We start from the raw sequence: 23,062 nt of genomic DNA on the forward strand, positions 1-23,062 counted from the left end.
CGGCTGGCGGAGGTGCGGGCGTGGTGCGGTGGATCAGGCGGGGACGGGGACCAGGGGCAGGCGGATGACGATCCGTTTGCCGCCGGTCGGGGTGTCCGGGACGACCTCGGCGCTGCCGCGGAACTCCCGGACCAGGGCGTCGACCAGGAACAGGCCGCGGCCCCCGAGGCCGTGAGCGGCCGGCAGGGGCTTCGGCTTGAGCGGGTGAGCATCCGCGACGGCCAGCACCAAGCGGGCCGGCTCCTCGACGGCGAGGGTGACCACGGCTGTGGGCGAGAGCACGGCCGCGTGCTGCACCACGTTCGTCACCAGCTCGCTGATGATCAGGCAGGCGGTGTCCACGACCTGCTCGGCCATGCCCCAGCCGGCAAGGACCTGGACGGTCTCGCGGCGGGCCAGCGGGACGTGCTCGGCCGTGGAGATCACCTGGAAGTCGTGGTGCATCGCAGTGCTGGTCATCGCCCAACCCGCCCTCCCTCCGGGCGGCAGCCGCCCGGACCGCTACCGAAGGTAAGAGCCGTAGCGGGCCGGGGTGTTCACGACGGTGAACCCATGAACACCGGACCAAGGCTGCACCGGTCGGTCCCGGCGACGTGAGCGCAGAGGTCAGTACGGTCGGATGCGCCCAGCGGCGTACGACGCGCTGACGGCGTGGTCAGACCCGTCTCCTCGGCGGGGCGAGGAGGAACCGATGCTCAGAGCGGCAGGCCGATGCGGTGGGCCAGGCCCCTCAGGTCCCGCGCGGTGTGGGCCGGCAGTTGCCGGTCGGTGAGGTAGGCGACGGTGTTCCGCACCGGCGCGTTGGCGTGGATGCGCTGGGGGGCGATCTGCTCGGCGGTCAGCAGAGCGGTGACCGCGTCAGCCTCCCGACCGCGCAGATGGGCCAGCGCTCGGCCCAGGTCGGCGTGGAAGGCGGCTTGCCGCCCCGGAGCTTCATCCAGGGCCTCGGGATGAACCCCGTCCCCGGCCGTGACGGCCGTGCCGTGCAGGCCGAGGTCGGTGTTCAGGCTCACCTGGTGGATGCCGACGTTGGTGGGGCCGAAGTTCAGGTGCCAGGCCCGCGTCTCGCCGGTACGGCCGGCGAGGTCGGCGGCCTCGGCGAGGTGGGCCCGGACCTCCTCAGCGCGGGTGTCGCCGGACCGCTGCCGGTCCTGGGTCAGCGAGGTGGCCGAGATCAGGTGGAGTTCGCCGAGCAGCGCGTGGGCGTCCGGGCTCGTCAGATGCCCCTGAAGGGCGTTGGCGGCGGCGGTGGCCTGGGCCAGAGCCTGAGTGGGACTGCCGGCCGCCATCAGCACATGGGTGTGGAAGAAGCCGGACAGGGCCCAGTAGACGGGGTCGTCGAGTTCCGTAATCGCCTCGGCGGCACGGGTGACGGCAATGAACGCCAGGTCGGTGTAGCCGAGGTTCTTCAGCAGCAGGGTGCAGGCGGGGTGGTAGGTGTCCGCCAGCAGCTTCAGTACCTCATGCCGCGCGGCGCCGTCAGCGGCCTCAGCAGCGGCGTGCAAGTCAGCCAGCAGCGCGGGCAGACCGGCCGCGAGGGTGCCGTATGCGGCCGCGTGGTAGAGCCGGTTGGCCCTCGCAACTCGCTCGGCCAGCACCCCCGCCGGAACCTCCGGCGGACGACGGTCCGACGGGATGACCAGGGTGATCCCCATCAGGGCCAGCCGCAGAGCCGGGATCGCCTCATGGGCCGCACTCGCGTGCGGGTCCACCGGAGCGAAGGGCTGGCCCGTCAACTCGGACGGGGCGATCTGCAACGCCTCGGCGAGGGCGGTGATATGGCTGGAGCGGTCCAGCAGCCGCCGCCCGTTCTCCACCATCGACAACTGGCCGACCGACACCCCGGCCAGGCCCGCAAGGCTGCGCAGGCTCATCCCGCGCTGGCGGCGGGCCGACCGCAGCCGCTCGCCGATCCTTCGGGCCTGCTCTTCGTCCATGACTCCCGTCTCAACTCCCGTGCCGCAGCCGTAGCGTAGGACGCGCCGACCACCCTCATGAGGAATTCCCGCCAAGCGGGCCGACATCACCGCAGCCCGGCCCGCTCGGCCAGATTCCGCACCGCCGAGACCTGGACGGTGTCGAGGGTGCGGGCGGCGAGCGCGGCGACCAGGTCCCGGGCGAAGGGGTCCAGCCGCAGCCGCAGAGGCGCCACCGCGTCGGCCTCGACGAGGAGTGCGGCGGCCCGATCGACGTGGCACTGGCGCGCCTCGGCCGCAGCGGCGACCGTCAGCAGACGGGACCGCTGGGCGCCGCCGAGTGCGGCCTGATCCGCCGCGCGGGCATGCTCGATGGCTTCCCCGGCATCGCCGTGCTCGGCGGCGACGGCGGCCCGGGCTGCGACCACCACGGCCAACTCCCGTGCACCGGCGGCCCGCTGGGCAGCCGTGGCAAGGAGCCGATCCGCCTGCTGGCGGTGCCCGACCATGGCCCGGGCGAACCCGGCCAGCACCGGCAGCTCCCACCCGGCTCCCACGTCCGCGGCGCGCTCGGCCCGGACCAGCGCGTATTCCGGCAAGCCGAGGTCGATCAGCAGACGCACCTCCTCGACCAGCACCGGCAGCGGCTGACGGGCGCCGGAGCGGGCCCGGTGCAGCAGCATCCAGGCCAGATCCTTGTAGCCCAAGCGCCGTAGCAGCCCAGCGCCCAGCACATGACCCTGTACCCGCAGGCGCACCGCCTCCTCACGTCCGGACGCCGGCACGGTGGCGACCGCGCGGTCCGCCATCTCGATCAGCTCCGGCAACGCGAGCGCGAGGCTGTGTTCATCGCCTGCGGCGGCGTCCTGTGCGACGGCCAGGGTCCGTTCGGCCAACGTTTCCAGCAGCAGGCCGGGTGCGGTATCCGACGGGTACGGGCCGAGCAGGCGCCGTCGCAGGTGGAAGGCGACCGCCCGCACCGCCGCGTGCTCCTCACCACAGGGCGGGTAGGGCTGCCCGGTCAGGTCCGCGACGTCAATCCGCAAGGCGGTGGCCAGCGCGGCCAGTCGGCCGCGACGGTCCATCCACTCCCGGCCCGTCTCCAGCCCGACGACGTAATCGAACTCCAAGCCCGCGCGGGAGGCAAGGTCATCCCGGGCCAGGCCCCGGCGAAGGCGCCAGGCCGCCAGACGCGCCCCGACCGGGCCACCGTCGGCCGTCTCGTCCCGCTCGCGCATCACCAGAATGCTCGCCTACCCACTCGCCCGAACCGCGCGCTCCGCCAGGACAAACACCCGCGAATCCACCTCCACCGAACCCCGAGAGGAGCGCGTATGCCTTTCGCGCGACACATTAGTCACACCGCTGAAGACGGTGCGAGCAAGCGGGTGTGGCGTCCGGCCGGAGCGAGGGACGGCTCCGGACCGGCAGTGCGGTGACGTTCTCCCCGGAATACGGAAACTCCTCGAGGAGCCGCGTCTTTCCCCCTCCGGCTCGACGTTGTGCACAGTCAGAACCTTGATCTGGCTGGCATACGCGGCCACGCAGTCCTTCAGCTCGCGGATCGCGCCAGCATGGCGCTGGGAAGCCCAGAACGACCCGCGGATCCGTCCAACCCGCCGCAGTGCCCGACTTCCGGTCCTCTCCACCAGGCGTGCGGGCGAAGTTGACGCCGCACAGGCGAGTCGGACACCGTAGGCACGCGGTACCGCACACGCGGGGATGAGGCGAAGGACTGGATCTCGGTGTGAGCCATCCGCTCAGCTGCGCAATGGAGCGGATCGAGGTCCGCACGGAGAACCACACACCGTCCGGCACGGACTCGATCTTGTGGCATCTACGCCGCGACGGCCGGCTCCTGGTACAGATCACCGCCCAGATCCAGCCACGCCCGCGACCCGCTACCCCGACGCCAGCCGGCCGCCGGGCATCGACACCGACTGTCCGCCCGTCCCGTGGACCTCGCCCCGAACGGAGAGCAGCCTTATGGCCATTGAGAACCCGATAGCCGTGGTGCAAGAACATCTTGATGGTCTGCAGCAGGAGCACGGGCCGGCCCACCCGGAGGTCATCGAGGCGTGGACGAAGCTCGCAGAGCTGACCGGCCAGCGCGGTGACCCCCGCAGCGCTGCCATTCTGTACCAGCAGCTCGGTGACACCCTGCGCGAACGCGTCGGCCCGTTCGACGGGAAGGTGCTGGACGCCTATGAGGGAATGGCGCGCTGGCTGGCCGGGGGCTGACCGCTCCGAGGCATGGTCTCGGGTCCTGTCAGAGGTGTCTGCCATCATGCTTGATGCCGCGCAGACAAACCGGACAGCATAGGCGAGGAATACCGCACACGCGGGGATAGACCGAAAGGCAGGACCTGGGGACATGAGCCATCCGCTCAGCCGCGTAGTGGACCGGATCGACCCGGACGCCCGCTACACGGCATCAGACCTGGCCGCGATGCTCGGCATCGCGAAAACCAACGTCAACTCGCTGGCCCTGGGCGGGCTCTTGCCCGGCGGCGTGTGGGAGACGATCTCCGAGCGGGGCGGCCGCCGAAGGGCGTGGCAAGGGATTCACGGCGGGGCGAGCAATGTGCCGTAGCCGCCCCGCACGATCCGGGGGGTCCTCCACTCTGTCCGACGAGATGGCGTGATGGGCCGTGGCGCGGCTACGCGTCTATCCGGGCCAGCTCCCGGACAACCCGCAGGGACGCCGGGCTGAGCTCGGTGGCCTCCGCCTCCCGCACGAAGTGCCGGGCGAAGCGAAGAGTGGCCTGGCGCGGCAGGACACGGGTGTTGAACGCGCTTCGCGCCTGCAGCAGGCAATTGCCGAAGTGGCGCGCCGCGTGCGGCAGATCCGACGGGTCGCCGGACCGGACAGCGGCCACCAGCTCGACGGCGCTCTGAGTGACCTCCTGCTGCTCCTTGCGGACGGTACGTACCGCGTCGAAGCAGAAGTACAAGGTCACCGGCACGAGGGGGAGGAGCCCGGCCGCGGCGAAGTCGGCGGTCAGCGCCTCGTCCCAGCCGATGTCCATCCACCACATCAGCAGCGGTGCGACCGCGGCCATGAGCAGCGGCCAGGCGATGGCTGACCCCCACGCGGCGGCGGTGAACCGTCGGCGCACCGCCGTCGCGGTCAGCTCCGGTGCAGGTGCTTCCTCGTCCTTCATGCAGAGCATCATGCCTGCTCACCCGGTCAGGCTGACGTCGAGGTGGGCGTCCAGACCGCGCGCAGGATGTGGTGGCCGCGCTCGGCGATGACCGTGCCGGGAGTGGTGTCCCCGGAGCGTCCCGCGTGGACTTGAAGGTGGTGGGCGCCGCGGCTGCGCCAGAACGTGTTCCAGTCGGCCAGCCGGGCGGTGACGTCCCCGGCGATAGCGGTGGCGTCGGGCCCGTCGGCGACCACGGCGATCTCGAACCGCGCGGCGGGCCGTCCAACAGCACCATGGGATTCATGGGACCGGCCGCCGAGCCCAGCAGCCGCAGAACCTCACCGACAGGATCGGGCGGAAAGCCGGGCCGGTGCTGGTGGGTCATGCCGACTCTCCCGCCGGAACCGAAGACGTGCCGTGCTCTGCGTCGAGCTCAACGAGCAGGGACGGGTTGACGATCCGCACGATCGTCTCGATGTCCCGTCGGCTGGCCGCTGGCCACAACGCGGCGCGCGCGTCCCGGTACTTCTGGGCGAACCGCTCGCGCATCTCCGCCGGGAGCTGCGCGCCGCGGTCCGGGTGGGAGTTGTGCGCGTTGTCGGCGACCTTCACGAGCGTGGCCTGCGGGTCAGCGGTGATCCGCCGGATCATCTCCTCGTACGCGACGCCCGGCTGCTTGGTCACCGCCATGACGATCTCCACGACCCGGGCGGGCACACCGGTGCCCAGCAGCTTCTCGGCGGTCCAGTCGGTGTCCTCCACGATGTCGTGGAGCAGGCCCGCCATGACGAGCTCGTCGCCGAACGGTGCGAGGCCCGCCGCCACCGCACGGACATGCTCAATGTAGGGGCGGCCGATCTTGTCGACCTGCCCGGCATGCGCACGGTCGGCCAGGAAGTCGGCCTCGCTGACGGACAACATGGTTCCTCCTTCACCGGGCGGCACCCGGCTTCGACAACGACCGTCACACGGCCGGGTTGGTTGGAAAACACCCTGCCCTACCCAGTGAGGCGGCGGGCACGGTGTGCGGCGGCGGTGCGGATCAGGCGGCGGCCGCGAGGGCCGCCAGGACGAGCGCGGTGACGTGGCCGGCCTGGTCCACGAAGGCGGCACCGCCCTCGGCCGCGTACTTCGGCGCCCGGCCGACGTGCTCCATCCACCACAGGACCGGCCACCGGCGGTCCAGAAAAGCGTGCGAGGCACCGACCCACGCCAGGGAGGCGGCCGTGACCGGAGTGCTCAACGGCAGGTCCAGCACCACCGTCCCCAGGGACAGCAGCATCGCCGAGACCAGTACGTGCGTCGCGGCGTGGGACAGGTTGGCACTCCATCCGGTGACGCCGCGCTCGGCTTTGTGCTCGGCCTGGTGATCGCTCTGCAGGGCATAGTCGGAGAGCAGATGTGCGGCGTACAGCAGAACGAACACGGCAGCGAACATGAGCAAGTTCCTCCACGGCTGGGCGAGTTAAGCGCGTCGCAATGCGCAGACCCACTGTGCGAGCGCCGGGCCCGCCGCTCCGCTCCCGAAGACCAGACCAGGAGTGAGGCCCCTCACAGCGCAGCAGCGCGCGGATGACGCATACCGACGGCTGAGTTCGAAGCGGGCCCGCGGACGGGGGGAGCCGGGTGCGCGGAGCATCCGGCTCGGGCCGCGCCATCACCCTGCCGCCTGGCCCTTGGCAGCGTCGGCACCCTTGCCGATCGCGCGGGCCACTCCCTCGAAGGCGTCGAGCGCGCGGGCGTCGAAACGTCCGTGATGGGTCTGGATGTCCTTGCCGAGATCCTGATAGAGGCGGGCTGCGGCACGAAAGCGTTCCTCCTGCTCTGCCTGCGCGGCGTCGGCCATCCGGCGCTCGACCTCCGCTTCGGTGAGGTCCTCGTAACTCATCGGTTGATCTCCTGACTTCCTGGGGCGGGATGACGACGTGACGACGTACGGGTCTGGTCGAGGGGCGGGGCGTAGCGGCCGGCACCATCACGTCGATCCGCACTCCGGCGGAGCCGGGGAGGCCCGTGAGGGCGATCCACGTGTCGAGCACCGCTTCAGGCGTGTCCGTCATGGCGCCCAAGATGGTCCTGACGTGGCGAAACGGCATGAGCGGCTCTACTCGGCAGTACCCGGGGCACGCGATGCCCCGCTCGAGAAGGAGCCCGGACGCCGCCGCAGCCGTTGACCGCTCGCCAGGCCGGGCTCACTGGGAATCGATCTCCCGCAGACATCGGCTGCAGGGTACTCAACGTGCCTGCTGCGGCTCGCCGTCGGAGGTCGGGGCGGCGGCGTGACGGTGTCCCTTGTCGAGGACGGTGATGACCAGGTCGTCCTCGTGACCGGGCTCTGCCTCCCTGCGGACCACACCGCGCGAGCGGATCAGCTTGTGGCTGGCGAGTGTGGCCAGGGCAGGGGCGATTGAGGAGTCGGCCGGCTGAGAGTGCAGGCGCACCTGGAAGTTGCGGGGCATCTCTTCGATGCAGGCTGCGACGGCCTGGTGCTCGGCAGTGGACTTCGGTACGGGCGTGCCGGTTGCGGTGGCGGCCAGGGCCTCCAGCAGAGCCCGCTCGACGGGAGTGAGGGGAAGGGGGCTCAGGCGCACTCCGCGGGTGCGGTTGTGCTCGGTGGCGGCGTAGCCGCGCAGCCCGGCGGCGAGGAAAATCGGGCCGGAGGCGAGGCTCTGGACGTGGTAGGTGTCGAGATCGCCTTCGGCGAGCAGCTGGCCCACCCGGGTGCGGGATACCTGGATGATTTCGGCAGCCTCGGCGACGCCGGCCAGCTCGGGCACCGGCGGTTCGGCCAGCCGGCGGTCGAACTCGGCCTCGGTGAGTACCTCGAAGCCGCTCATCAAGGTGATGTCGAGCCCCTGCTTGAGCAGCGCGCCCTGGACGTACTCGATGCCCCGGGTGCCGGCGTCGACGGGGCTGTCGGCATCGAGGAACAGACGCACGGTCAGTCCGCCGGCGGGGGAGGAGCCGATCGATCCGCCGTAGGGGGCCAGGTCCTCGTAGAGGGCGGTGATGATCTCGTCGGGCGGGGTCTCGGGCACGTCGTACTCGACGCGCACGTTGTAGCTGGTCTGGGTCATGGCTTCCTCGTCTCGGGGGGGGCAGGGCGGTGACGGCGCGGTCGGCCGGGCGCCGGGGGTGTTCCCCGGCGCCCCCGGCCGGTCAGTTGGAGCGCTGGGGCTTGGGCTTGCCCTTGCGCTCGGTCTCGAAGACGAAGCCGAATCGCTTGAGGTCCGCCTTCGCGTTCTTGAGACCCCGGTACTCACTCGGGGTGCTGGGCATCGTGCAGACGAACGTCAACACCTCCTCCTGGGTCGCGGTGGCTTCGGTCACTACAAGGAACACCTTGTAGTGGCTGCTCTTGGACTCTATGAACCGAAATCCCTGCTGCTCCGCCTTCTTCTTCAGCTGGTTGAGGTCCTTCTTGGTCGCCATGTTCTCCCCTAATGCTAAACACCGTCAAGAATTATGATCTCACGCATAACTAGACAACGTCAAGAATTACGAAGAATTAGCCCGACGGGGTGGACGGGGCCGCCCCGGAGCGGCGCCACACGGCTTCGCGCCCTGCCCGGGAACCGGTAGGGTGCGGCACGGCCGAGCGCATGGGCCCACGCGAGCACCGCGGCCCATGACCGCGGTGCGCCATAGCGAAGGTGCCCGGACTGCAACCGGTCCGGCCGAGCCGCATCAACTGCGCGATCCACCCGCCAGCCTCCCGGCCGGCCTTTCTGTCCGCATGCCGCTGTTCGCCGCGCGCATCGCAGTCATGGGTCCGATGCGTCCGAAAGCGAGAGCCGTCATGTCCAAAGACCACGCCCGCAAGAACAAGGCCCGCCGCCTGCACAACCGCACCGGCGCCGCCTACACCTCGGCCGCCGCCGGAACCCTCCACGACCACCCGCGCATCAACCTGGCGCCCGCATCCGCCTCGCCCGGCGCTGACCGCAGCCGCAACTGCCTACGCCTCGGCCGCAGCCGGACCCCTCCACGACCACCCGATCATCAGCTTCGCTGCCGCCGACCCCGCCACCGACATGTCCTGCGCAAGTGCCTTCATCGCCGCGGTACGCGCCGGGTGTACCACCTGCCCGCCGCCTCTGAACCGCCGTCTACTCACACAGCCCAAGGTGCTGGACGCCCTGGAGGACGTGATGATCCTCGCTGCGGGCATGGGCTGGGAAGCAATCAAACGCTGGCCGAGCGGACCGCAGGGCCGCGTGGACCAAGTCGTCTACGTATTCGGGCCCGGCCTTCCCGAAAACCGCGTACGGGAGGCACTGCGGGCTATGCCGGTTCTGCGTGCCGTGCCGACCGACAGTGTGAACCTGGTGCGCGAAGGTCACTTGCGTGTTCTGCTGCCCATCCACCGTGACTACGGCGAGCAGGCGGTGCGCGCCATCTGGGATTCCGTCGCGCGCCATCCTTCGGAGCAGGCCGTGGCCGAAGCCGCAGCTGCCTACTGTGCACGGATTGGCTCTCCCCGCACCGCGTGACCACAGGCGCCCGCCTTGACCCGGGCGGGCGCCACCTTGCGGAAGCCCCACGCCGGCGGTGGCGCCGGTCGCGGTGGTGATGGCGTCCATGCCCGGCTTAACGCCCGGAACTGGCGGTGCGGAACGCCGCAGGCCGGGGAGCTCGCGATCCGCGTCGCGGATTATCGGCCGAGTTCGTCCAGGCCCAGCCAGATGAACAGCACGGCCAGCAGCGTGAAGCAGCCGGTGATCGTGATGCCGAAGAGGTGCCCGAACAGCGGGGACCACGCTCCGCCCTGGCCCATGACGGTGGCGGTCCTCTCTGGGTTCCTCCCGGGCCGGTAGCGGACCGTCACCGCCTGGCCCTGCGCCATGAACGCGGCATCTTCCTCGAACTCTAGGTACCGACCGTCCGCCGTGGTGAACCCGTAGACGTGGTGCCAATGGGTGTTGCCTTCGCTGGAGTACCGGCGCACGCACACGCCGTCGGCGACCAGTCCGCCGAACACCGAGCGCAGCCGGTCCGCCAGCTGCCGCACCAGGACGGCACACAGCAAACCGAACGTGGCCAGACCGATCAGACCTATTACCAGGAGCTCCATCGGCGCAGGCTAGACGCCTGGTGCCCGACACCTCCAGCACGGATGTCGATCCCAACGGCGGCGCCCCGCCGCCCTGGGCGGCCAACGACCGCAGGGGCGACGGGGCGCGGGCCGGCGTCAGCTGCTTCCCGTGGCCGTTGGCGTCGTGGCGGTGCGCTTCAGGGCGCTGTGCACCATCGTGCCGAGTTCCTCCTGGACCGGCCTGACCCGCTCGTCGTTCCAGGTGGACGGCGCGAAGAGGAGCTCCTCGAAGGCCTCGCGCTGGGCCACCGTGCACAGCCCGACGACCCCGTGGCCGCGCAGAGCGGCAGCTGTCTCGGCGACGGCTTCGGGCTCGCCCACGGACCGGTACATGTTGATGATCACGGCCACGGGCGTCTGCGGCTCCAGACCCAGAGCTCGGACTTCGCGCAGCAGGGACTTGGCCGTTTCCTCGCCGGTGGCGGGCCGCTGCCGGCGCTCGATCATGTCGTCGAAGTCGTGGACCCGCGCGGCGTCACTCCGCGCCCCTGCCAGCCACAGCCCGGTGACTGCTTCCCAGTCCACCCCTGCGGCCGTGACCGGGGCGAGGGAGGCGATGAACTGGCGGCGCAGCTCAGGAAGTTCGGCCTCGTCGGGCGCGAACGGCTCCTGCTCGTCCTGCTCCAGGCGGCGGTGATGCTCCGCCCAGTGGTTGCGGACCTCGGACCACACCTCGCCGTGCCGGCGGGCACCCTCGGCCTCGACCGCAGTGAGGAAGGATGCCCGTTCCACGTCCCGGGCAGACGGATCGCGGTCAGGGGCGGGCGGGAGCGAGCCGGTGCCCTCCAGGGACCGGGCGGCCGCCGGCGCATCCCACCACTCGTCGCCCGTCACCGCATCGGCCAGGGACGCGAACCCCTCGGTGTTGTGCGGTCCGTGCGTGTGGAAGCGGGCGTCGAGAACCGCCATCACGGTCTGTGCCGCGGGCCGGGGCAGGTACGCGGCATCGAGACGCAGACGAGCGGCGAACCGGGCATCGAGCCACCGCGTCAGCATCGCGGTGCGCCAGGTCTGACGCTCCTCGGCACTGGCCGCACGCGGCTGCAGGTCCTGCCCGGCCGCCACGAGGAACTCGGAAGTCCGCTTGGCCAGTTCGTCGAGCGTGGAGCCGTCTGCGCTGAGGCGCTGCAGGTTCCGCATCCGGTTGTGCGCGATCCAGGAGTCGCGTACCGCGTCCCAGTGCTCCGGGTGCCGGCGCTGCCCCTCGGGGGTGATGAAGTCCAGGAAGTGGCGCCGCCACGAGTCGAGCGGGGCTGCGTCTTCCGGCGGCAGAAGGTCGTCGGGGTGTCCGGGTCCCCAGTGGGATCCGAAGTCCCACCACTCCTCGACGTCCTCGGCATCGTCGGTGTCCCAGACGTCTACCTCGTCGGGGGCTTCGAGCCGGACCATGGCGTAGAAGAAGAACTCGCGGTCCAGCGCCGCAAGCAGCCGGTCGGCGTCGGCCGGCTCCACCGAGGGGCCCCGCCACTGCCCGAAGGCCTCGCCCAGCGCGGCGAACACCCGAACCTGCTCGGGCCGTGTGTCGACGACGTCGACCCGTACCCAGTCCCGGCCGCGGTAGTGGTCGGTGAACACGGTCAGGTCGGCGGCCGGGAGCCCGGCGAGCTCGGCCGGCGTGCGATTGCCCACGTCCAGGACGACGACCTCGCCGCGGCTGGTCGCCTCCGCGGCGCGCGCATCCAGGTTCTCTCCGAAGTAGCCGTGCGCGGCGGCCATCAGCCGGCCGCCGGAGGCCGGCGCGAACGGCTCGTGCCACACCGCCGTCTCATCGGCCGCGTCCTTCGCTACGTGCCGCAGCATCGCCTCGTCGGTCACCAGGGCCACGGTGCGCCCGGCGCGGGTCAGCCCGTAGGCGATCTGGACGCTCATGGTGCTGCAGCCGGTCCCGCCTTTCGTCGAGCGGACGTGCACGATCTGCGGGCGCCGGGCGAGCGGTCCGTGTGGGCGCGGCATCAGGGCGGACTCATCACCGGCCAGCTCGGCGAGTGTGGGCTCCCGGGTCGACCACGCGGCCGCGACTTCTTGGGCGAGTAGAGGACGGCGCAACGCGCGGCTCCAGGCGGGCGCCGTTTCAGCGAGGGAGACGTCGATGACACGGCGGGGGGTGTCCTCGAACACGGTGCCGTCCTGGTCCCACAGCGGCAGCAGGCCGGCCTGCGTGCACAGGCGGGCGGCCTCCCGTACGTCGCGGGGCTGAGCGGCGAGCTGGACCTGAGCCGCGGCGCGCACCCGGGCCAGCGTCAGGTACTTGCCGTTGCGGACCCAGCGCAGCCCGGCCACGCCGGCGACGGTCGAGATGGCCTCGTCCGTACGGCTGGGCAACAGGCGGGCCAGGACCTCGGCCTCGTACCCGGGCGCCGGCCACAGCCTGAGCTCGTCGTTGGGTCCCGGGCTGGCCTTGGCGATGCCGAACAGGGTGCCGGCCGCGGTGATCGGGCCGAAGGGGACGCTGCGGCGGGTGAGGGCGAACAGGAGGGAGGCTTCGAGGAGTTGCTGCTCGGTGGAGGCGGCGTCGGGGGCCAGGCCGTGCAGGAGGCCGTGGGCCTTGATCCAGGAGGTCGCCTGGGCGTGGTTCTCGCCGGTTACGGCGGCGCGGGCGACGGCGTTGCGGTCGGCTTTCGCCATGATGTCCCGAATTCTCGGCGTGGCTCCCGGACCGGCACGCCGTGAGTGGGCGCAGCAAAGTCAGCTCACTGTGAGGATCTCCCCCTTAGCGCCCTCAAGCGCATACGCGGGTCCGGGCCGCGATGCGAGGCGGGTGGCAGCAGGTCTGCCCGCCCGTCATCGTAGCGGCCTGCGGGCCGGACGTACCGGCGGCCGCGATGGATCGAGGGCTCAGAATCCGAATTCGCCGCCCCGGGCGGAGATCCGGGCGGCGGTCGGTGCCAGGGCGGCCTTGACGAGGACCTCGTCGCGGGCATCGCCCCATGTCTCGGCATCGGGCACCTGGCGGACGCCGGCCGCGACGAGAGCGTTGCGGATGCCGTGCAGGAGGCCGGGCGCGGCGGGCGTGCTGCTCATGGGAGGTCCGTCCTTCGGGCCGACGGGCGCCGGCGGGCCCGCTCCACGAGCCCCGCCCGCACGTGGGCTCCACCGTCGTGTTGTTCCCTAAGTTCTCGTGTCAGGGACCGCCGAAGGGGCGGGCTCACCCTGCGCCGCCAAGCAGTTCGCCATCCAGCGTCGCCAGGCGGAGCCGAGCCCGTTGTGGAACCAACTGGCGCCCTGGCACCGGCCAGTCGTCGGCTCGCATTCCGTAGACGGGCGGCTGCCACTGGTCCCCGAGGACGTGCCGGTACACGACCTCCCACTCGGAATCGAAGTAGCACGGCATGAGACCGCCCTGGTTCGGGATCGGCTCGGGGGCGCGCTTGTTCGGCTCCACAAGCTGGCGCCGCACACGTTCGAGTTCGGCGCGGTGCCGGTTGCAGTACCAGCGGACCTTGTGCCAGCCGGTCTCTGGCAGCTTCTCGATCGCGTAGGCGCTGGCCTCACTGCCACACACCCCGAGCCGGTTTCGAAAGTCCTCATCGGAACCCCCACCCGGTCGGCCCGCCGCGGCGGTCGGCCTCTCTTCCTCATTCCCGAAGGGGCTTTCGCCGGTGGCGCCGAGGTCGATCGGCGGGCTGAGCGGCGACTGGTGTGCAGAGGCGTACTTGTCCCGGTAGGGGCGCAGCCTGGGGGCGGAGCACAGTTTGTAGAGGTCGCCGTCGTGGCGGTGGCTGTAGAGGGCGGGGGACACGTAGCGGGGGGCGTCCTTGGCGACGAGTTCGGCGATGCGCCAGCGGCCGGTCCTGCTCTTGCCGAGGGCATCCCGGGCGATGGCCCAGACGCCGCGTTCGCCGTCGCGCGGGGTGGTGAGGGCGTACGCAAGGGCCAGAAGGAGCTCCTTCGACTCGTGGTCGGCGCGTACGTCTTGGAAGATGCGGCGGGCGAGCATGCCGAGTTCGGCATCCCCGCTGCCGCCGTCTCCGTCCTTCCGCTTGCGCTGGGGGCCGGGCGGGAGTTGGTGGGCGTGGGCGAGGTGGAGAGCGGCAGCCATCGGTCAGGCCTCCGGGAGTGCCGTGCCGTACGGGCCGGTGAGCAGGACGTTGATCGTCTCGTAGAGGTCGGTGTGCTCGGTGATGGTCGGGTCGGTCACAGCGGCCGCCCGTCGCAGTCGACGTAGCCGTCGGCGGAGTGGTGCGGCTCGATGCACCCGGCGTGCGCCTCCTCGTGATCGTCCAGGGGGGCCGCCGGTCGGAGGTCGTAGAGGCGGCAGGCCGCGTCCCACAGGTTGTCCGCCGTCACCGTGCCCAGGTGCGCGACGAGTTCGTCGTACAGGTCGGTAGTGCCGTTGGCGGCTTCCCAGGCGTCCATGGCGTCGGCGACCTCCTCCGGCGTACGGGGCACGCTCACGGCCTCCTGGTCGTCGGCGGGGGCGGGGGTCCAGCGCCGCGAGGCGTCGATCTGACCGTCCGGGCCGAGGACGAAGGTGGCCCGGGTCCTTCCCAGGCCACCGGGGGGCAGTCCCAGGTCCCCGGCCTGCTGGGCATGAGGGAGGAGCCGGTCCAGGGCGGCCCGGAAGATGAGGACGTTCTCGCCGGTCATCTGGTAGGCGATGGCCTTCTGCCGGCTCGGGTTGTCGGGGTCGTAGACCGGAGTGATGGGCTCAGGCGTGCCCTGGGGCCACCAGCCCTCGCGTAAGCCGCGGGTGACGGCCCGCGACAGCGCGATGCGCGGCTCGCACAGCGAGCCGAAGATGGGGCGCAGGTCGTCGGCGTCAGCCATGCCGTCGGCATAGATGACGTGCTGGGCGAAGTGGCGGGCCGCGCCGGCCAGCGAGGTCAGGTAGGTCTCGGCGCGGTCGACGCTCCAGCCGGTGTCGACGGTGGTGACGGTCAGCTCCGCGCGGTGCTCGGCGGCGAGGACGACCAGCTTCTCGGCGAACTCCTGGTCCGCCCCCTCGATGGCGATCTTCATTGGGATCCGTCCTTCGGGCCGGCGGGTTCAGAGGTTGATCAGGTCGCGGATCGCGTCGGGCAGCTGGGCGACGAGCTGGGGCCGGTCGAAGTAGTAGTCACGGATCCGGCCGGCGAGTTCGCGATCCACGGTGACCTCCTGCGGCGCCGCCGGCAGGCCGAGCGCGGTGCGTGCGGCGTCGTCTAGCTGGGCTGCGAGCGGCTGGTAGTCCCGTCCGTCCTCCTGGCCCATGAGCTGGTCGAAGGTGGGCCGGGGGCCGACCTTGGGGAGCGGGCCGACAGGCCGCATTGCGGGCTGGTCTGCCAGCCGCGAGTCGTGGGGAGCGGGCTGCCGCTGGTCTGTCATGTCGTCCTCCATGTCCGGTGGTGAGTCTGGATGTTCCTCACCCTTCACATAAGTCTATTCATAAAACTAAACAATGTCAAGTATTACGAAAAAAGAGCAATGGCTAGTGGCGGCGGACCTCGTTCATGTCGACGAGCTGCACTACCACGCACTTGCGCCCCTTGATCGTCACGTTCTCCTGGACACCTACGGACACCCAGTTCGAGCCGCTCTCGTGGAGCCGCTCCCGCTCCAGATTCCCGTACTGCGACACGTGCGCGACCGCGGCCCCGCGGCGAGAGACCATCTCGAACACCACGGCGTGGTCAGCCTCGCCGTACTGGCCGTTGTCCTCCCAGTCGGTCCGCGCGAAGTACTCACCGCCCGCCACCTCCGGGCAGTGCGAGGAGGAGAGGAACGAGGGGCTGTTGTAGCGGCTGCCGGCCGGGAAGGTCTCCCGCGCCCACTGCGCGACCCGGTTCCCCTTGCGGACCTCCAGCGGGGGAGTGAACCCGCGGAAGGTGCGGTGCGGCACCTCGGCCGTGCCGGCTGAGCGGATCGCCGAGTTGATGTTCTCGGTGACCACTCGCATCGGCACGTCCATCTGCTCCGCCGGCTGGTCCAGGTCGTGCCCGTTATAGAGGTGGGCGTTGATCTGCCGGTACTTCGAGCCGGTGTACGTGCTGACCCAGTGATGCTGCTCGGAGTTGAGACCGGAGGCCCACGCCGACGACTCCGGGACCAGCGCACCGGCCCGATGCTCGTGCAGCTGATCGCGCTGAGGATCGCGGCCCAGGCCGTGCCGCTCCCACGGCCGGGCCGCCTGCCGGGCGCGCGCCGCGGCGATGATCTGCTCGGCGTGATCGGCGGGGACCCGGTCGTAGATGACCTGGCCGTTCTCGATCCGATACGGCCAGGGCGAGTCGGCCAGCGCCTGGTAGCGGCCCTGGTCGAGCCGGTTGAACACGACGCGTGCGTGCGGCGGTTCATCCCCGTTGGCCGGATACACCGTCGCGGACCCCGCGAAGTTGTCCCCGCGCCAGGCCACCGTCTGACCGCCGTCGGCGCGCGGTACGAACGTGGCGGCCCCGCCCGCCCCGCTGGCCCGCGCGAACGCGTCGGCGGCCCGGACGTGTTCGGGGTACTCCGGCAGCTGCGCCGCGCCCCACCCGTCATCGTCCGGCGCCGGGGCGGGCATGGCCCACGCGACACGGGGATCGGCGGCGTTGGGGTAACGCGGCGTCTGTTTGCGGTCCTTGAGCATGGTGCGCGTCGCGGCTGCGGACAGTTTCGCGTTGCCCGCATACAGCTTGGCCTGCTTGTCCTCACCGCTTTCGACGGCCTGACGGGTCTTTGCCTCCCACATCTGGGCCGTGGCGTACGCGCCGAGCGCGGGGTGCCCGGCGCCGGCCACCGCGACGTCCTTGCGCAGCGCGGTCGAGGCAGCGCGGCGCGCGGCCCGGACAGCCGGGTGAGACGAGCCGCACCTGCGCCCGCCCTTGGATTGCGACCTGCACACCGGAAGCCCTCCCTTCCTCGCCCGCGACCCGCGGGGCTGCCCCGGACGGGCAGCAACGCGATCTTGGAAGGGGTGGCCTGTGGACAGAGACCCAGGACCGGCGCAGGTCAGAGCAGCGCGAACAACCTGAAGGCCGGCACGGGACCGGCCTTCCACCGCATCCGCATCCATAGCGTCCGGATTCAGTACCGCTTGGATTCGTTCACGTCGGCCAGCTGAACGACCACGCACGGCGTACCGGCCACGCGCACGTTCTCGTGGACGCCGACCACCACGAACTCTGAGCCCCGCGGCATCAGCCGCTCCCGCTCGGCGTTGAAGTACTCCGAGATATGCGCGACCGCGGCGCCGCGACGGGAGACCGTCTCGAAGACCACGCCGTGGTCGGCGGTGCCCCACTCCCCGCCGGACGACCAGGAACGCTGGGTGAACCCGGCGGCCACCTGTGGGCAGTGGGAGACCGACATGTACGAGTCGTCTCGGTAGCGGGTGCCGACGACGAAGTTCTCCCGGGCCCAGGAAGCGACCCGGTTCTCCTGGCGGACTTCGACGGGCGGGGTGTAACCGCGGAAGCACCGATGCGGCTCCTGGGACTGGCCGGCGGCCGTGATCGCGGAGTCGATGTGGCCCGTCACGACCCGCATCGACGTATGCATGCCGTCGGCCGGCTGGTCGAGGTCCCGGCCCTTGTAGAGGTGCTCGTTGATCTCGCTGTACGCGTGGCCGGTGTACGTCGTGACCCACTGGCGCTGGTCATGGTCGAGATCGGAGGCCCACTGCTCGGACTCGGGGACCAGGCGATCGGCCGTCACCTCGTCGAGGCGGTCCCGGTGGCCTGCATCGCTCAGGCCGTGCCGCTCCCACGGCTTGGCTGCGCGGCGGGAGGCGGCCGCGTGGATGATCTGCTCGGCGTGATCGACGGGGACCCGGTCGTAGATGACCTGCCCGTCCTCGACCCGGTAGGGCCACGGCGAGTCGGCCAGCGCCTCGTAGCGGTCCCGGTCGAGGCGGCTGAACACCACCCGCGCGTGCGGGGGTTCGTCGCCCTCGCCCGGGTAGACGGTCGCAGCACCGCCGAAGCCCTGGTCGTTCCACGCGGTCGTCTGCCCGCCGTCGGCCCGCGGCGGCAACACCCGCGCCCGTCCGCCGATGCCGGCCGCTCCGGCCAGCGCGCGGGCCGCACGGGTCTGCTCGGGCGGCCGCGGAGGCGGCGCCGCGCTCAGCGCGGCCGGATCCGCGGCGTCCGGGTAGGGCTCCTTGGGCTGCTTGCCGCGGGCGTACGCGCGGGCCGCGGCCGCGCACTTCTTCGCGTTGTCCGCGTACATCCGTGCCCGGTCGTCGTCACCTGCCTCCAGGGCCTCCTTGGTGTGCGCCGCCCAGGCCTGCGCGTTCGCGTAAGCGGCCTGCGCGTCCGGATCGCCGGCATCGGCGACCGTCTTGCCCAGCTGGGCCGACGCTGCGCGCCGTGCCGAGCGCATGGCTGGCTGCGACGACGTACACCGCCGGCCCCCTTTTGCTATGGACCTGCACACGCCCGCTCCCCTCTGCCGTTTGCCGCGCGACCACCCCGGTCGGGCGGTTCGGCGATCTTGCGGAGAAGGGCCTGTGGACAGAGGTCAGTCACGGCGCGTGGGAGGTGTAAAGGGGGAAGGGATGCGGAACGTGAAGGAGGCGGAGCGGCCGGTGAGGGCCGCTCCGCCTCCAGCAGGGGAGCGAGGGTCAGGAGAGGTGATCGGCGACCAGGTCGGCGAACTGCTGCTCACTGAGAACCTTCGTGCCGAGCTGCTCGGCCTTGGCGAGCTTGGACCCGGCCCCCTCGCCCGCGACCAGAAGCGTCGTCTTCTTCGAGATGCTGCCGGAGGTCGTCCCGCCCGCCTTCTCGATCAGTTCGTTCATCTGGTTGCGGTTGCGTCCGGCCAGCGGCCCGTGCATTCCGCCCGTGACCACGACCACCTCGCCCGCGAGGGGCTTGCTGCTCGCAGTGCTGCCGCTGTCGGTGGTGGGCTCGTCCATGTTCAGCCCAGCCGCGACGAGCTTGTCGATGACCGGGCCCATCGCGGCGATGTGTGCGGCGATCTTCGGCGCGTTCGCCCCCGGCAGCTTGTTGACCTCGGCGAGCGCCTCGGGAGAGGCGGCGCGGATCTTGTCCATCGTGCCGAAGTGCCGGGCGATTTCGCGGGACAGGGTGCGACCGGTCCGTACGATGCCCAGCGCGCAGAAGACCCGGTTCAGGGGCTGCTGCCGGGCCTTGTCGAACTCGGCCAGCAGCGAGTCGGCGCGCTTCTCGCTGCCGGTCGCCTCGGCCAGCTGCGCGCGGGAGAGCCCGAACAGGTCACCCAGATCGTTGACCTGGCCCGTCTCGACGAGGGTCTCCAGGTAGGTCACGCCGAGGCCGTCGATGTCGAGCTGGTCGCGGCCGACGGCGTACTTCAGGGACGGCAGCAGGCCGCAGGAGCCGTTCACGCCGCCCGCGCACTCCCACCGCTCGCCCGACTTGTCGATCTCGCCGTCACACTTAGGGCAGCACTCGGGGAAGACGATGTCGGTTTCGGCCCCGGTGCGCAGCCCGGTCACGGGCGACTCGATCCGGGGGATGATGTCGCCGGCCTTCCACACCTTCACGGTGTCATTGATCTTCAGGCCGCTGTCCCGGATGAACGCCGGGTTATGCAGCGTCGCGTACGTAACGACGCTGCCGTCGACCTCCACCGGCTTGAGCACGGCACGCGGCGCGATGATGCCGGTGCGCCCGACGTTCCACTCCACGGCAAGGAGCTGGGTCTGCGCTTCGACGGCCGCCAGCTTGTACGCGATCGCCCAGTGCGGGTGGCGGGTGGCGAACCCGGCGGCCTTCTGCTCGGCGAAGCCGTTCGTCTTGATGACCACGCCGTCGATTCCGTACGGCAGCTCGGGCCGCAGCGTCTGGATCTCCTCGACGCGGGCCTGGACCTCAGCGAGCGTGGTGCACACCTTGAGACCGACCTCGGTGCTGCCGGTGGTCTGCACACCCAGGGCGGCGACCTGCGCCATGACGGCTTCGTGCGTCTCCCCGGCGAGGAAGTCGACGTCGTCCAGGCCCACCGCGCCGTAGGCGAAGAACGTCGTCTCGATGACGTACGGGCGGTCCTTTGCGCGCAGGGTACCTGCGGTGCCGTTGCGCGGGTTAGAGAACATCTTCGCCTTGTGCGCGACGCGGATCTCGTTCGCCTTCACGAACTGGGCCGCCGTGAGCAGCGCTTCGCCGCGGATCTCCACGGTCACGGGCTCCGGCAGCTGGACGGGGAGACCCACGATCGTGCCGATGGCGTGCGAGACGTCCTCGCCGTGCACGCCGTCACCGCGGCCGACGAGCTGCACCAGGCGGCCGTCACGGTAGCGGGCCGCGATGGCCGCCCCGTCCAGCTTCGGCTCGACCGCGTAGCCGCCGGTGACCGGCCCGTCGATCCGGCGGGCCAGGGACGCGCCCCACTTCTGGAGGCCCTCGGCGTCGAAGACGTTGTCCAAAGAGAGCATCGGCACGGTGTGCGCGACGTCGCCGACGGGGGCCGCGCCGCCGCCGACCTTGCCGGTGGGGGAGTCGGCCCGGGTGTGCTCGGGGTGCTCGCGCTCGTAGGCGGCAATCGCGCGGGCAAGTGCGTCGTACGCGGCGTCGTCGAGGGTGGTGTCCCCATCCCCGTAATACGCCGCGCTCGCGGCGATGGCCTGGTCGATTGCCGTCTCGTAAGCGGCGCGGTCGGTCATGGAAATGGCGGGTGCAGCAGTCGTCATGCAGTGATCCTTACGTAGGGGTCTGACAATGGGCGGGGTACGGCAGCGGAGCTACGACCGTTGGTGATGGGAGTCGCACACCCACCGCTGCACCCAGCCGTGCTCGACGCGGTCGACGAGGACCTCGTGGCTGTTGGTGCCGGGCTTGCACAGTGCGCACTCCACGTGTTCGGGGCGCAGCAACTGGACGGCGGTGAAGCGGGCCGCTTCGGGCAAGGTCCACCCCTCGGTGCGGACGGTGTCGCTGTCGTAGGGGCGGAAGCTGACCGAAACGCGGCGCATCCCGGTCAGGACGTGGCCATCGGCGGGGCTGGTCACGGTGACCTGGGTGCCGCTCACGCGCAGGAGGTCACCCTCGCGCAGTTCGCGGGCCTCGACGGCGGTGACGACGGAGCCGGTCAGCATCAAGATGCCCGTCGGCAGGTCGGAAAGAAGCATGGGAAGCGGCGGCCTTTCAAGACGGTGACGTGGGCGGGACCGGGAGCCGTGCGGGGGAGGCCGGCGACCGGCCCGCCCCGCGCAGCCCCCGGGCTACGCGACCGCCGAGAACGCCTTGCGGATGGACGCGAGCTGCGTCTCGGCCGCCTTGGCACGGGGCTTCCACTCCTCGACCTCGCGGGTGGCCTTGTCGAGCTTCTTCTGGGTGGCGTCGAGCTGGACGCTGTACCAGGTCGCCTTCCGGGCCCGGTCGATGACCTCGGCGAGCGGCAGGCCGTCCACGTCGATGTCGGACAGGTCCGCGGTGGCCTTCGGCGTCCTGGTGGTCTGGTTCTTGTGGGCCTTGACGTGCGGCCACACGCCGCTCGCCTTGGGCCGGGTGAACTCGCAATTCGTCCAGGCGCAGTTGTAGACGACGGTGCCGTCCGCCAGCAGGACCCTCAGCACTTCCTTGAAGTACCGGGGGTTGTCGGGGGTGCTCTTCGGGGTCTCGGCGAACTCGAACTCGATGACCTCAAGGCCGTTGAGAATTCCATTGAGGGTTGCCATAGGTGCGGTTCCTAACGTGGGGGGGGAGAAGTTGACAGAAGGGGACAGGGCGGCGGGGAAGAGACCGGCGTCCCGTGGCTGCTCAGTGGGGCGGTCGACTCTGCGCTGCGCTGGGAGGGAGAGACAGGGCCGGGCTGGCTGTGAGGCCGGTTCAGGGGCGCTGCCCGGCGGGCAGCGGGGCGGCCACCCGGTGGGCTTCGACAACGTCGCGCACCCAGGAGGGCGCGCCGCGAAGGCTGGTCGGGCAGTAGCTGCGGCGCCCACGAACCTGGTCCGGGCTCGGCGTCCTGCCCGTGGCGACGAGCGGGCCGTCGAACCGGGCCTCGTCCCAGTCCCACGCGGTGTCCCCGCTGTTGAGGTAGGTGATGCGGACCACGTCCGGCCGGAGCGGAACAGGCATCGGCCAGTCCGAGATCTCGCCGCCGCCGTGGACAGTGAAGAACCGCGCACGCCGGGCCAGGTCCCTGGTCACGGTGGCGCGCATCGCACCGTCGGTGACGTTGCGAGCAGGGACTGCCACAGCGCGGGCCAGATCGGTGGTCCACGGCGGCCTCGGAGGGGCGGGCCAGTAGGAGTTGGGGGGATACAGATGCAACCCATCGGCCATACGGTCCGCCCACTGGGAGGCTGGCTCGGCCGGGACGTACGGGCCCCGGATGCGGAGCGCGTCCAGCTCCCAGGGCGACCCGCCACGGCTGTAATATGTCACATGCAGTTGGGTCGGCCGCATCGGGGGGACACCCGCAGACGGGTCACAGAGGTACTCCGGCGGGATGTCCGGAGCGCCGGTGACATCGAAGGCGATGACGCGCTGGGCGTGTTCGCGGGTCAGAAGCAGGACAGACACGGGACTCCTTGCGGGGGCCGCCGGGACTACTGGCGGAGGGACGGGGCACGCCAGCGGCGGGGACACGGTGCTGCTCGGCGAACTGTGCAGCCACAGCGGGAAGTTGGTGAAAGGGGGCCACGGGACGACGGGGACGGGTCCGGCGCCCCGTGGCCGCTCAGTGGGCCGGTGGGGCGGGGCTCTGGTGGGCGGGCGTCTCCACGACGCAGTGGCGGGAAGCGCCGCCCGCTCAGCATTACTGCGGCAGGTTGTCGTGCTCGATCTCGTGAGCCTCGAACCGGCCGATGTACCGGCCGCCCCAGGTGACGATGCACCGCCACGCGGTGGGGTCGTACTCCAGGGTCGCCCACTCCTGCACGATGCCGTCCGGCGGCAGGGTGACCGGCTGGCCGCCCGCGCGCCTGACGCGGTCGCCGGAACTGAATCCTTCGCGGCTGGCGGCGGTCTCGACGGGAGGTATCTGGAGCGGCTGGAGCATCGTGGTCCTCTGGGATGTTCGTG

At 71.0% G+C, this 23,062-nt stretch carries 26 protein-coding genes; 3 read left to right on the forward strand and 23 right to left on the reverse strand.

Features of this window, described 5'->3' with window-relative positions; all coding sequences use genetic code 11:
* Positions 1 to 33: 33 nt before the first annotated feature.
* The 3 genes from ADK54_RS17390 to ADK54_RS17400 all read right to left on the reverse strand — a co-directional run bounded on the left by ADK54_RS17390 (position 34) and on the right by ADK54_RS17400 (position 3,154).
* A complete protein-coding gene (locus ADK54_RS17390) occupies positions 34 to 459 on the reverse strand; it encodes an ATP-binding protein (protein ID WP_053726556.1) in 426 nt (141 codons plus the stop codon).
* Positions 460 to 695: 236 nt separating this feature from the next.
* A complete protein-coding gene (locus tag ADK54_RS17395) occupies positions 696 to 1,937 on the reverse strand; it encodes a helix-turn-helix domain-containing protein (protein ID WP_053726557.1) in 1,242 nt (413 codons plus the stop codon).
* Between the two features lie 86 nt (positions 1,938 to 2,023).
* Positions 2,024 to 3,154, reverse strand: a complete 1,131-nt coding sequence (locus tag ADK54_RS17400; protein ID WP_053726558.1) for a helix-turn-helix domain-containing protein — start codon at positions 3,152 to 3,154, stop codon at positions 2,024 to 2,026.
* Positions 3,155 to 3,902: 748 nt separating this feature from the next.
* Here ADK54_RS17400 and ADK54_RS17405 point away from each other — a divergent pair.
* Together ADK54_RS17405 and ADK54_RS17410 are read left to right on the forward strand one after the other, a co-directional pair.
* Positions 3,903 to 4,157: a hypothetical protein gene (locus tag ADK54_RS17405; RefSeq protein ID WP_053726559.1), complete on the forward strand. Its 255-nt coding sequence runs from the start codon at positions 3,903 to 3,905 to the stop codon at positions 4,155 to 4,157.
* A gap of 133 nt (positions 4,158 to 4,290) precedes the next feature.
* Positions 4,291 to 4,509, forward strand: a complete 219-nt coding sequence (locus tag ADK54_RS17410; RefSeq protein ID WP_053726560.1) for a hypothetical protein — start codon at positions 4,291 to 4,293, stop codon at positions 4,507 to 4,509.
* Between the two features lie 67 nt (positions 4,510 to 4,576).
* Here ADK54_RS17410 and ADK54_RS17415 read toward each other — a convergent pair whose 3' ends face one another.
* The 7 genes from ADK54_RS17415 to ADK54_RS17445 all read right to left on the reverse strand — a co-directional run bounded on the left by ADK54_RS17415 (position 4,577) and on the right by ADK54_RS17445 (position 8,494).
* Positions 4,577 to 5,080, reverse strand: a complete 504-nt coding sequence (locus ADK54_RS17415; RefSeq protein WP_053726561.1) for a hypothetical protein — start codon at positions 5,078 to 5,080, stop codon at positions 4,577 to 4,579.
* Between the two features lie 26 nt (positions 5,081 to 5,106).
* Entirely contained in the window at positions 5,107 to 5,316 is a 210-nt protein-coding gene (locus ADK54_RS17420) for a hypothetical protein (protein ID WP_053726562.1), read from the reverse strand.
* A 127-nt stretch (positions 5,317 to 5,443) separates the two neighbouring features.
* Positions 5,444 to 5,983, reverse strand: a complete 540-nt coding sequence (locus ADK54_RS17425) for an HD domain-containing protein (protein ID WP_053726563.1) — start codon at positions 5,981 to 5,983, stop codon at positions 5,444 to 5,446.
* Between the two features lie 121 nt (positions 5,984 to 6,104).
* The gene (locus ADK54_RS17430) at positions 6,105 to 6,500 is read right to left on the reverse strand and encodes a DUF3307 domain-containing protein (RefSeq protein WP_053726564.1); all 396 of its coding nucleotides are present in this window, start codon (positions 6,498 to 6,500) and stop codon (positions 6,105 to 6,107) included.
* Positions 6,501 to 6,719: 219 nt separating this feature from the next.
* Complete coding sequence (locus ADK54_RS17435; RefSeq protein ID WP_053726565.1) at positions 6,720 to 6,950, reverse strand: hypothetical protein; 231 nt, start codon at positions 6,948 to 6,950, stop codon at positions 6,720 to 6,722.
* 346 nt (positions 6,951 to 7,296) lie between these two features.
* Positions 7,297 to 8,139: a hypothetical protein gene (locus tag ADK54_RS17440; RefSeq protein WP_053726566.1), complete on the reverse strand. Its 843-nt coding sequence runs from the start codon at positions 8,137 to 8,139 to the stop codon at positions 7,297 to 7,299.
* A gap of 82 nt (positions 8,140 to 8,221) precedes the next feature.
* Entirely contained in the window at positions 8,222 to 8,494 is a 273-nt protein-coding gene (locus tag ADK54_RS17445) for a hypothetical protein (protein ID WP_053726567.1), read from the reverse strand.
* Between the two features lie 695 nt (positions 8,495 to 9,189).
* On the opposite strand from ADK54_RS17445, the gene ADK54_RS17450 reads away from it, so the two are divergent.
* Positions 9,190 to 9,555: a hypothetical protein gene (locus tag ADK54_RS17450; RefSeq protein ID WP_053726568.1), complete on the forward strand. Its 366-nt coding sequence runs from the start codon at positions 9,190 to 9,192 to the stop codon at positions 9,553 to 9,555.
* 161 nt (positions 9,556 to 9,716) lie between these two features.
* Here the strand turns inward: ADK54_RS17450 and ADK54_RS17455 are convergent, their stop codons facing one another.
* From ADK54_RS17455 to ADK54_RS17515, 13 genes are all read right to left on the reverse strand, one after another.
* Positions 9,717 to 10,136, reverse strand: coding sequence for a DUF3592 domain-containing protein (locus ADK54_RS17455; protein ID WP_053726569.1), 420 nt, complete (start codon positions 10,134 to 10,136; stop codon positions 9,717 to 9,719).
* Between the two features lie 117 nt (positions 10,137 to 10,253).
* The gene (locus ADK54_RS17460) at positions 10,254 to 12,782 is read right to left on the reverse strand and encodes a hypothetical protein (RefSeq protein WP_053726570.1); all 2,529 of its coding nucleotides are present in this window, start codon (positions 12,780 to 12,782) and stop codon (positions 10,254 to 10,256) included.
* 210 nt (positions 12,783 to 12,992) lie between these two features.
* Complete coding sequence (locus ADK54_RS17465) at positions 12,993 to 13,178, reverse strand: hypothetical protein (RefSeq protein WP_053726571.1); 186 nt, start codon at positions 13,176 to 13,178, stop codon at positions 12,993 to 12,995.
* Positions 13,179 to 13,302: 124 nt separating this feature from the next.
* A complete protein-coding gene (locus ADK54_RS17470; RefSeq protein WP_053726572.1) occupies positions 13,303 to 14,196 on the reverse strand; it encodes a hypothetical protein in 894 nt (297 codons plus the stop codon).
* Between the two features lie 95 nt (positions 14,197 to 14,291).
* On the reverse strand, positions 14,292 to 15,116 hold the full coding sequence (locus ADK54_RS46785) for a hypothetical protein (RefSeq protein ID WP_063801996.1): 825 nt from the start codon (positions 15,114 to 15,116) through the stop codon (positions 14,292 to 14,294).
* A 27-nt stretch (positions 15,117 to 15,143) separates the two neighbouring features.
* Positions 15,144 to 15,461 carry a hypothetical protein gene (locus ADK54_RS17480; protein WP_159047805.1) on the reverse strand — a complete coding sequence of 106 codons (318 nt, stop codon included), beginning with the start codon at positions 15,459 to 15,461 and terminating at the stop codon, positions 15,144 to 15,146.
* A gap of 103 nt (positions 15,462 to 15,564) precedes the next feature.
* Positions 15,565 to 16,959, reverse strand: coding sequence for a hypothetical protein (locus ADK54_RS17485; RefSeq protein ID WP_159047806.1), 1,395 nt, complete (start codon positions 16,957 to 16,959; stop codon positions 15,565 to 15,567).
* Between the two features lie 182 nt (positions 16,960 to 17,141).
* Complete coding sequence (locus ADK54_RS17490; protein WP_053726575.1) at positions 17,142 to 18,437, reverse strand: ADP-ribosyltransferase; 1,296 nt, start codon at positions 18,435 to 18,437, stop codon at positions 17,142 to 17,144.
* A 241-nt stretch (positions 18,438 to 18,678) separates the two neighbouring features.
* Positions 18,679 to 20,727 (reverse strand): NAD-dependent DNA ligase LigA, encoded by a 2,049-nt coding sequence (gene ligA, locus ADK54_RS17495; RefSeq protein ID WP_053726576.1) that lies wholly within the window; start codon positions 20,725 to 20,727, stop codon positions 18,679 to 18,681.
* A 51-nt stretch (positions 20,728 to 20,778) separates the two neighbouring features.
* Positions 20,779 to 21,165: a hypothetical protein gene (locus ADK54_RS17500; RefSeq protein WP_053726577.1), complete on the reverse strand. Its 387-nt coding sequence runs from the start codon at positions 21,163 to 21,165 to the stop codon at positions 20,779 to 20,781.
* Positions 21,166 to 21,258: 93 nt separating this feature from the next.
* The gene (locus tag ADK54_RS17505) at positions 21,259 to 21,714 is read right to left on the reverse strand and encodes a hypothetical protein (protein ID WP_053726578.1); all 456 of its coding nucleotides are present in this window, start codon (positions 21,712 to 21,714) and stop codon (positions 21,259 to 21,261) included.
* A 151-nt stretch (positions 21,715 to 21,865) separates the two neighbouring features.
* Positions 21,866 to 22,198, reverse strand: a complete 333-nt coding sequence (locus tag ADK54_RS46040) for a hypothetical protein (protein ID WP_159047807.1) — start codon at positions 22,196 to 22,198, stop codon at positions 21,866 to 21,868.
* Between the two features lie 598 nt (positions 22,199 to 22,796).
* Complete coding sequence (locus ADK54_RS17515; protein WP_053726580.1) at positions 22,797 to 23,039, reverse strand: hypothetical protein; 243 nt, start codon at positions 23,037 to 23,039, stop codon at positions 22,797 to 22,799.
* Positions 23,040 to 23,062: the final 23 nt, after the last annotated feature.

Source organism: Streptomyces sp. WM6378 (assembly GCF_001279695.1).
Classification (GTDB): Bacteria; Actinomycetota; Actinomycetes; order Streptomycetales; family Streptomycetaceae; genus Streptomyces.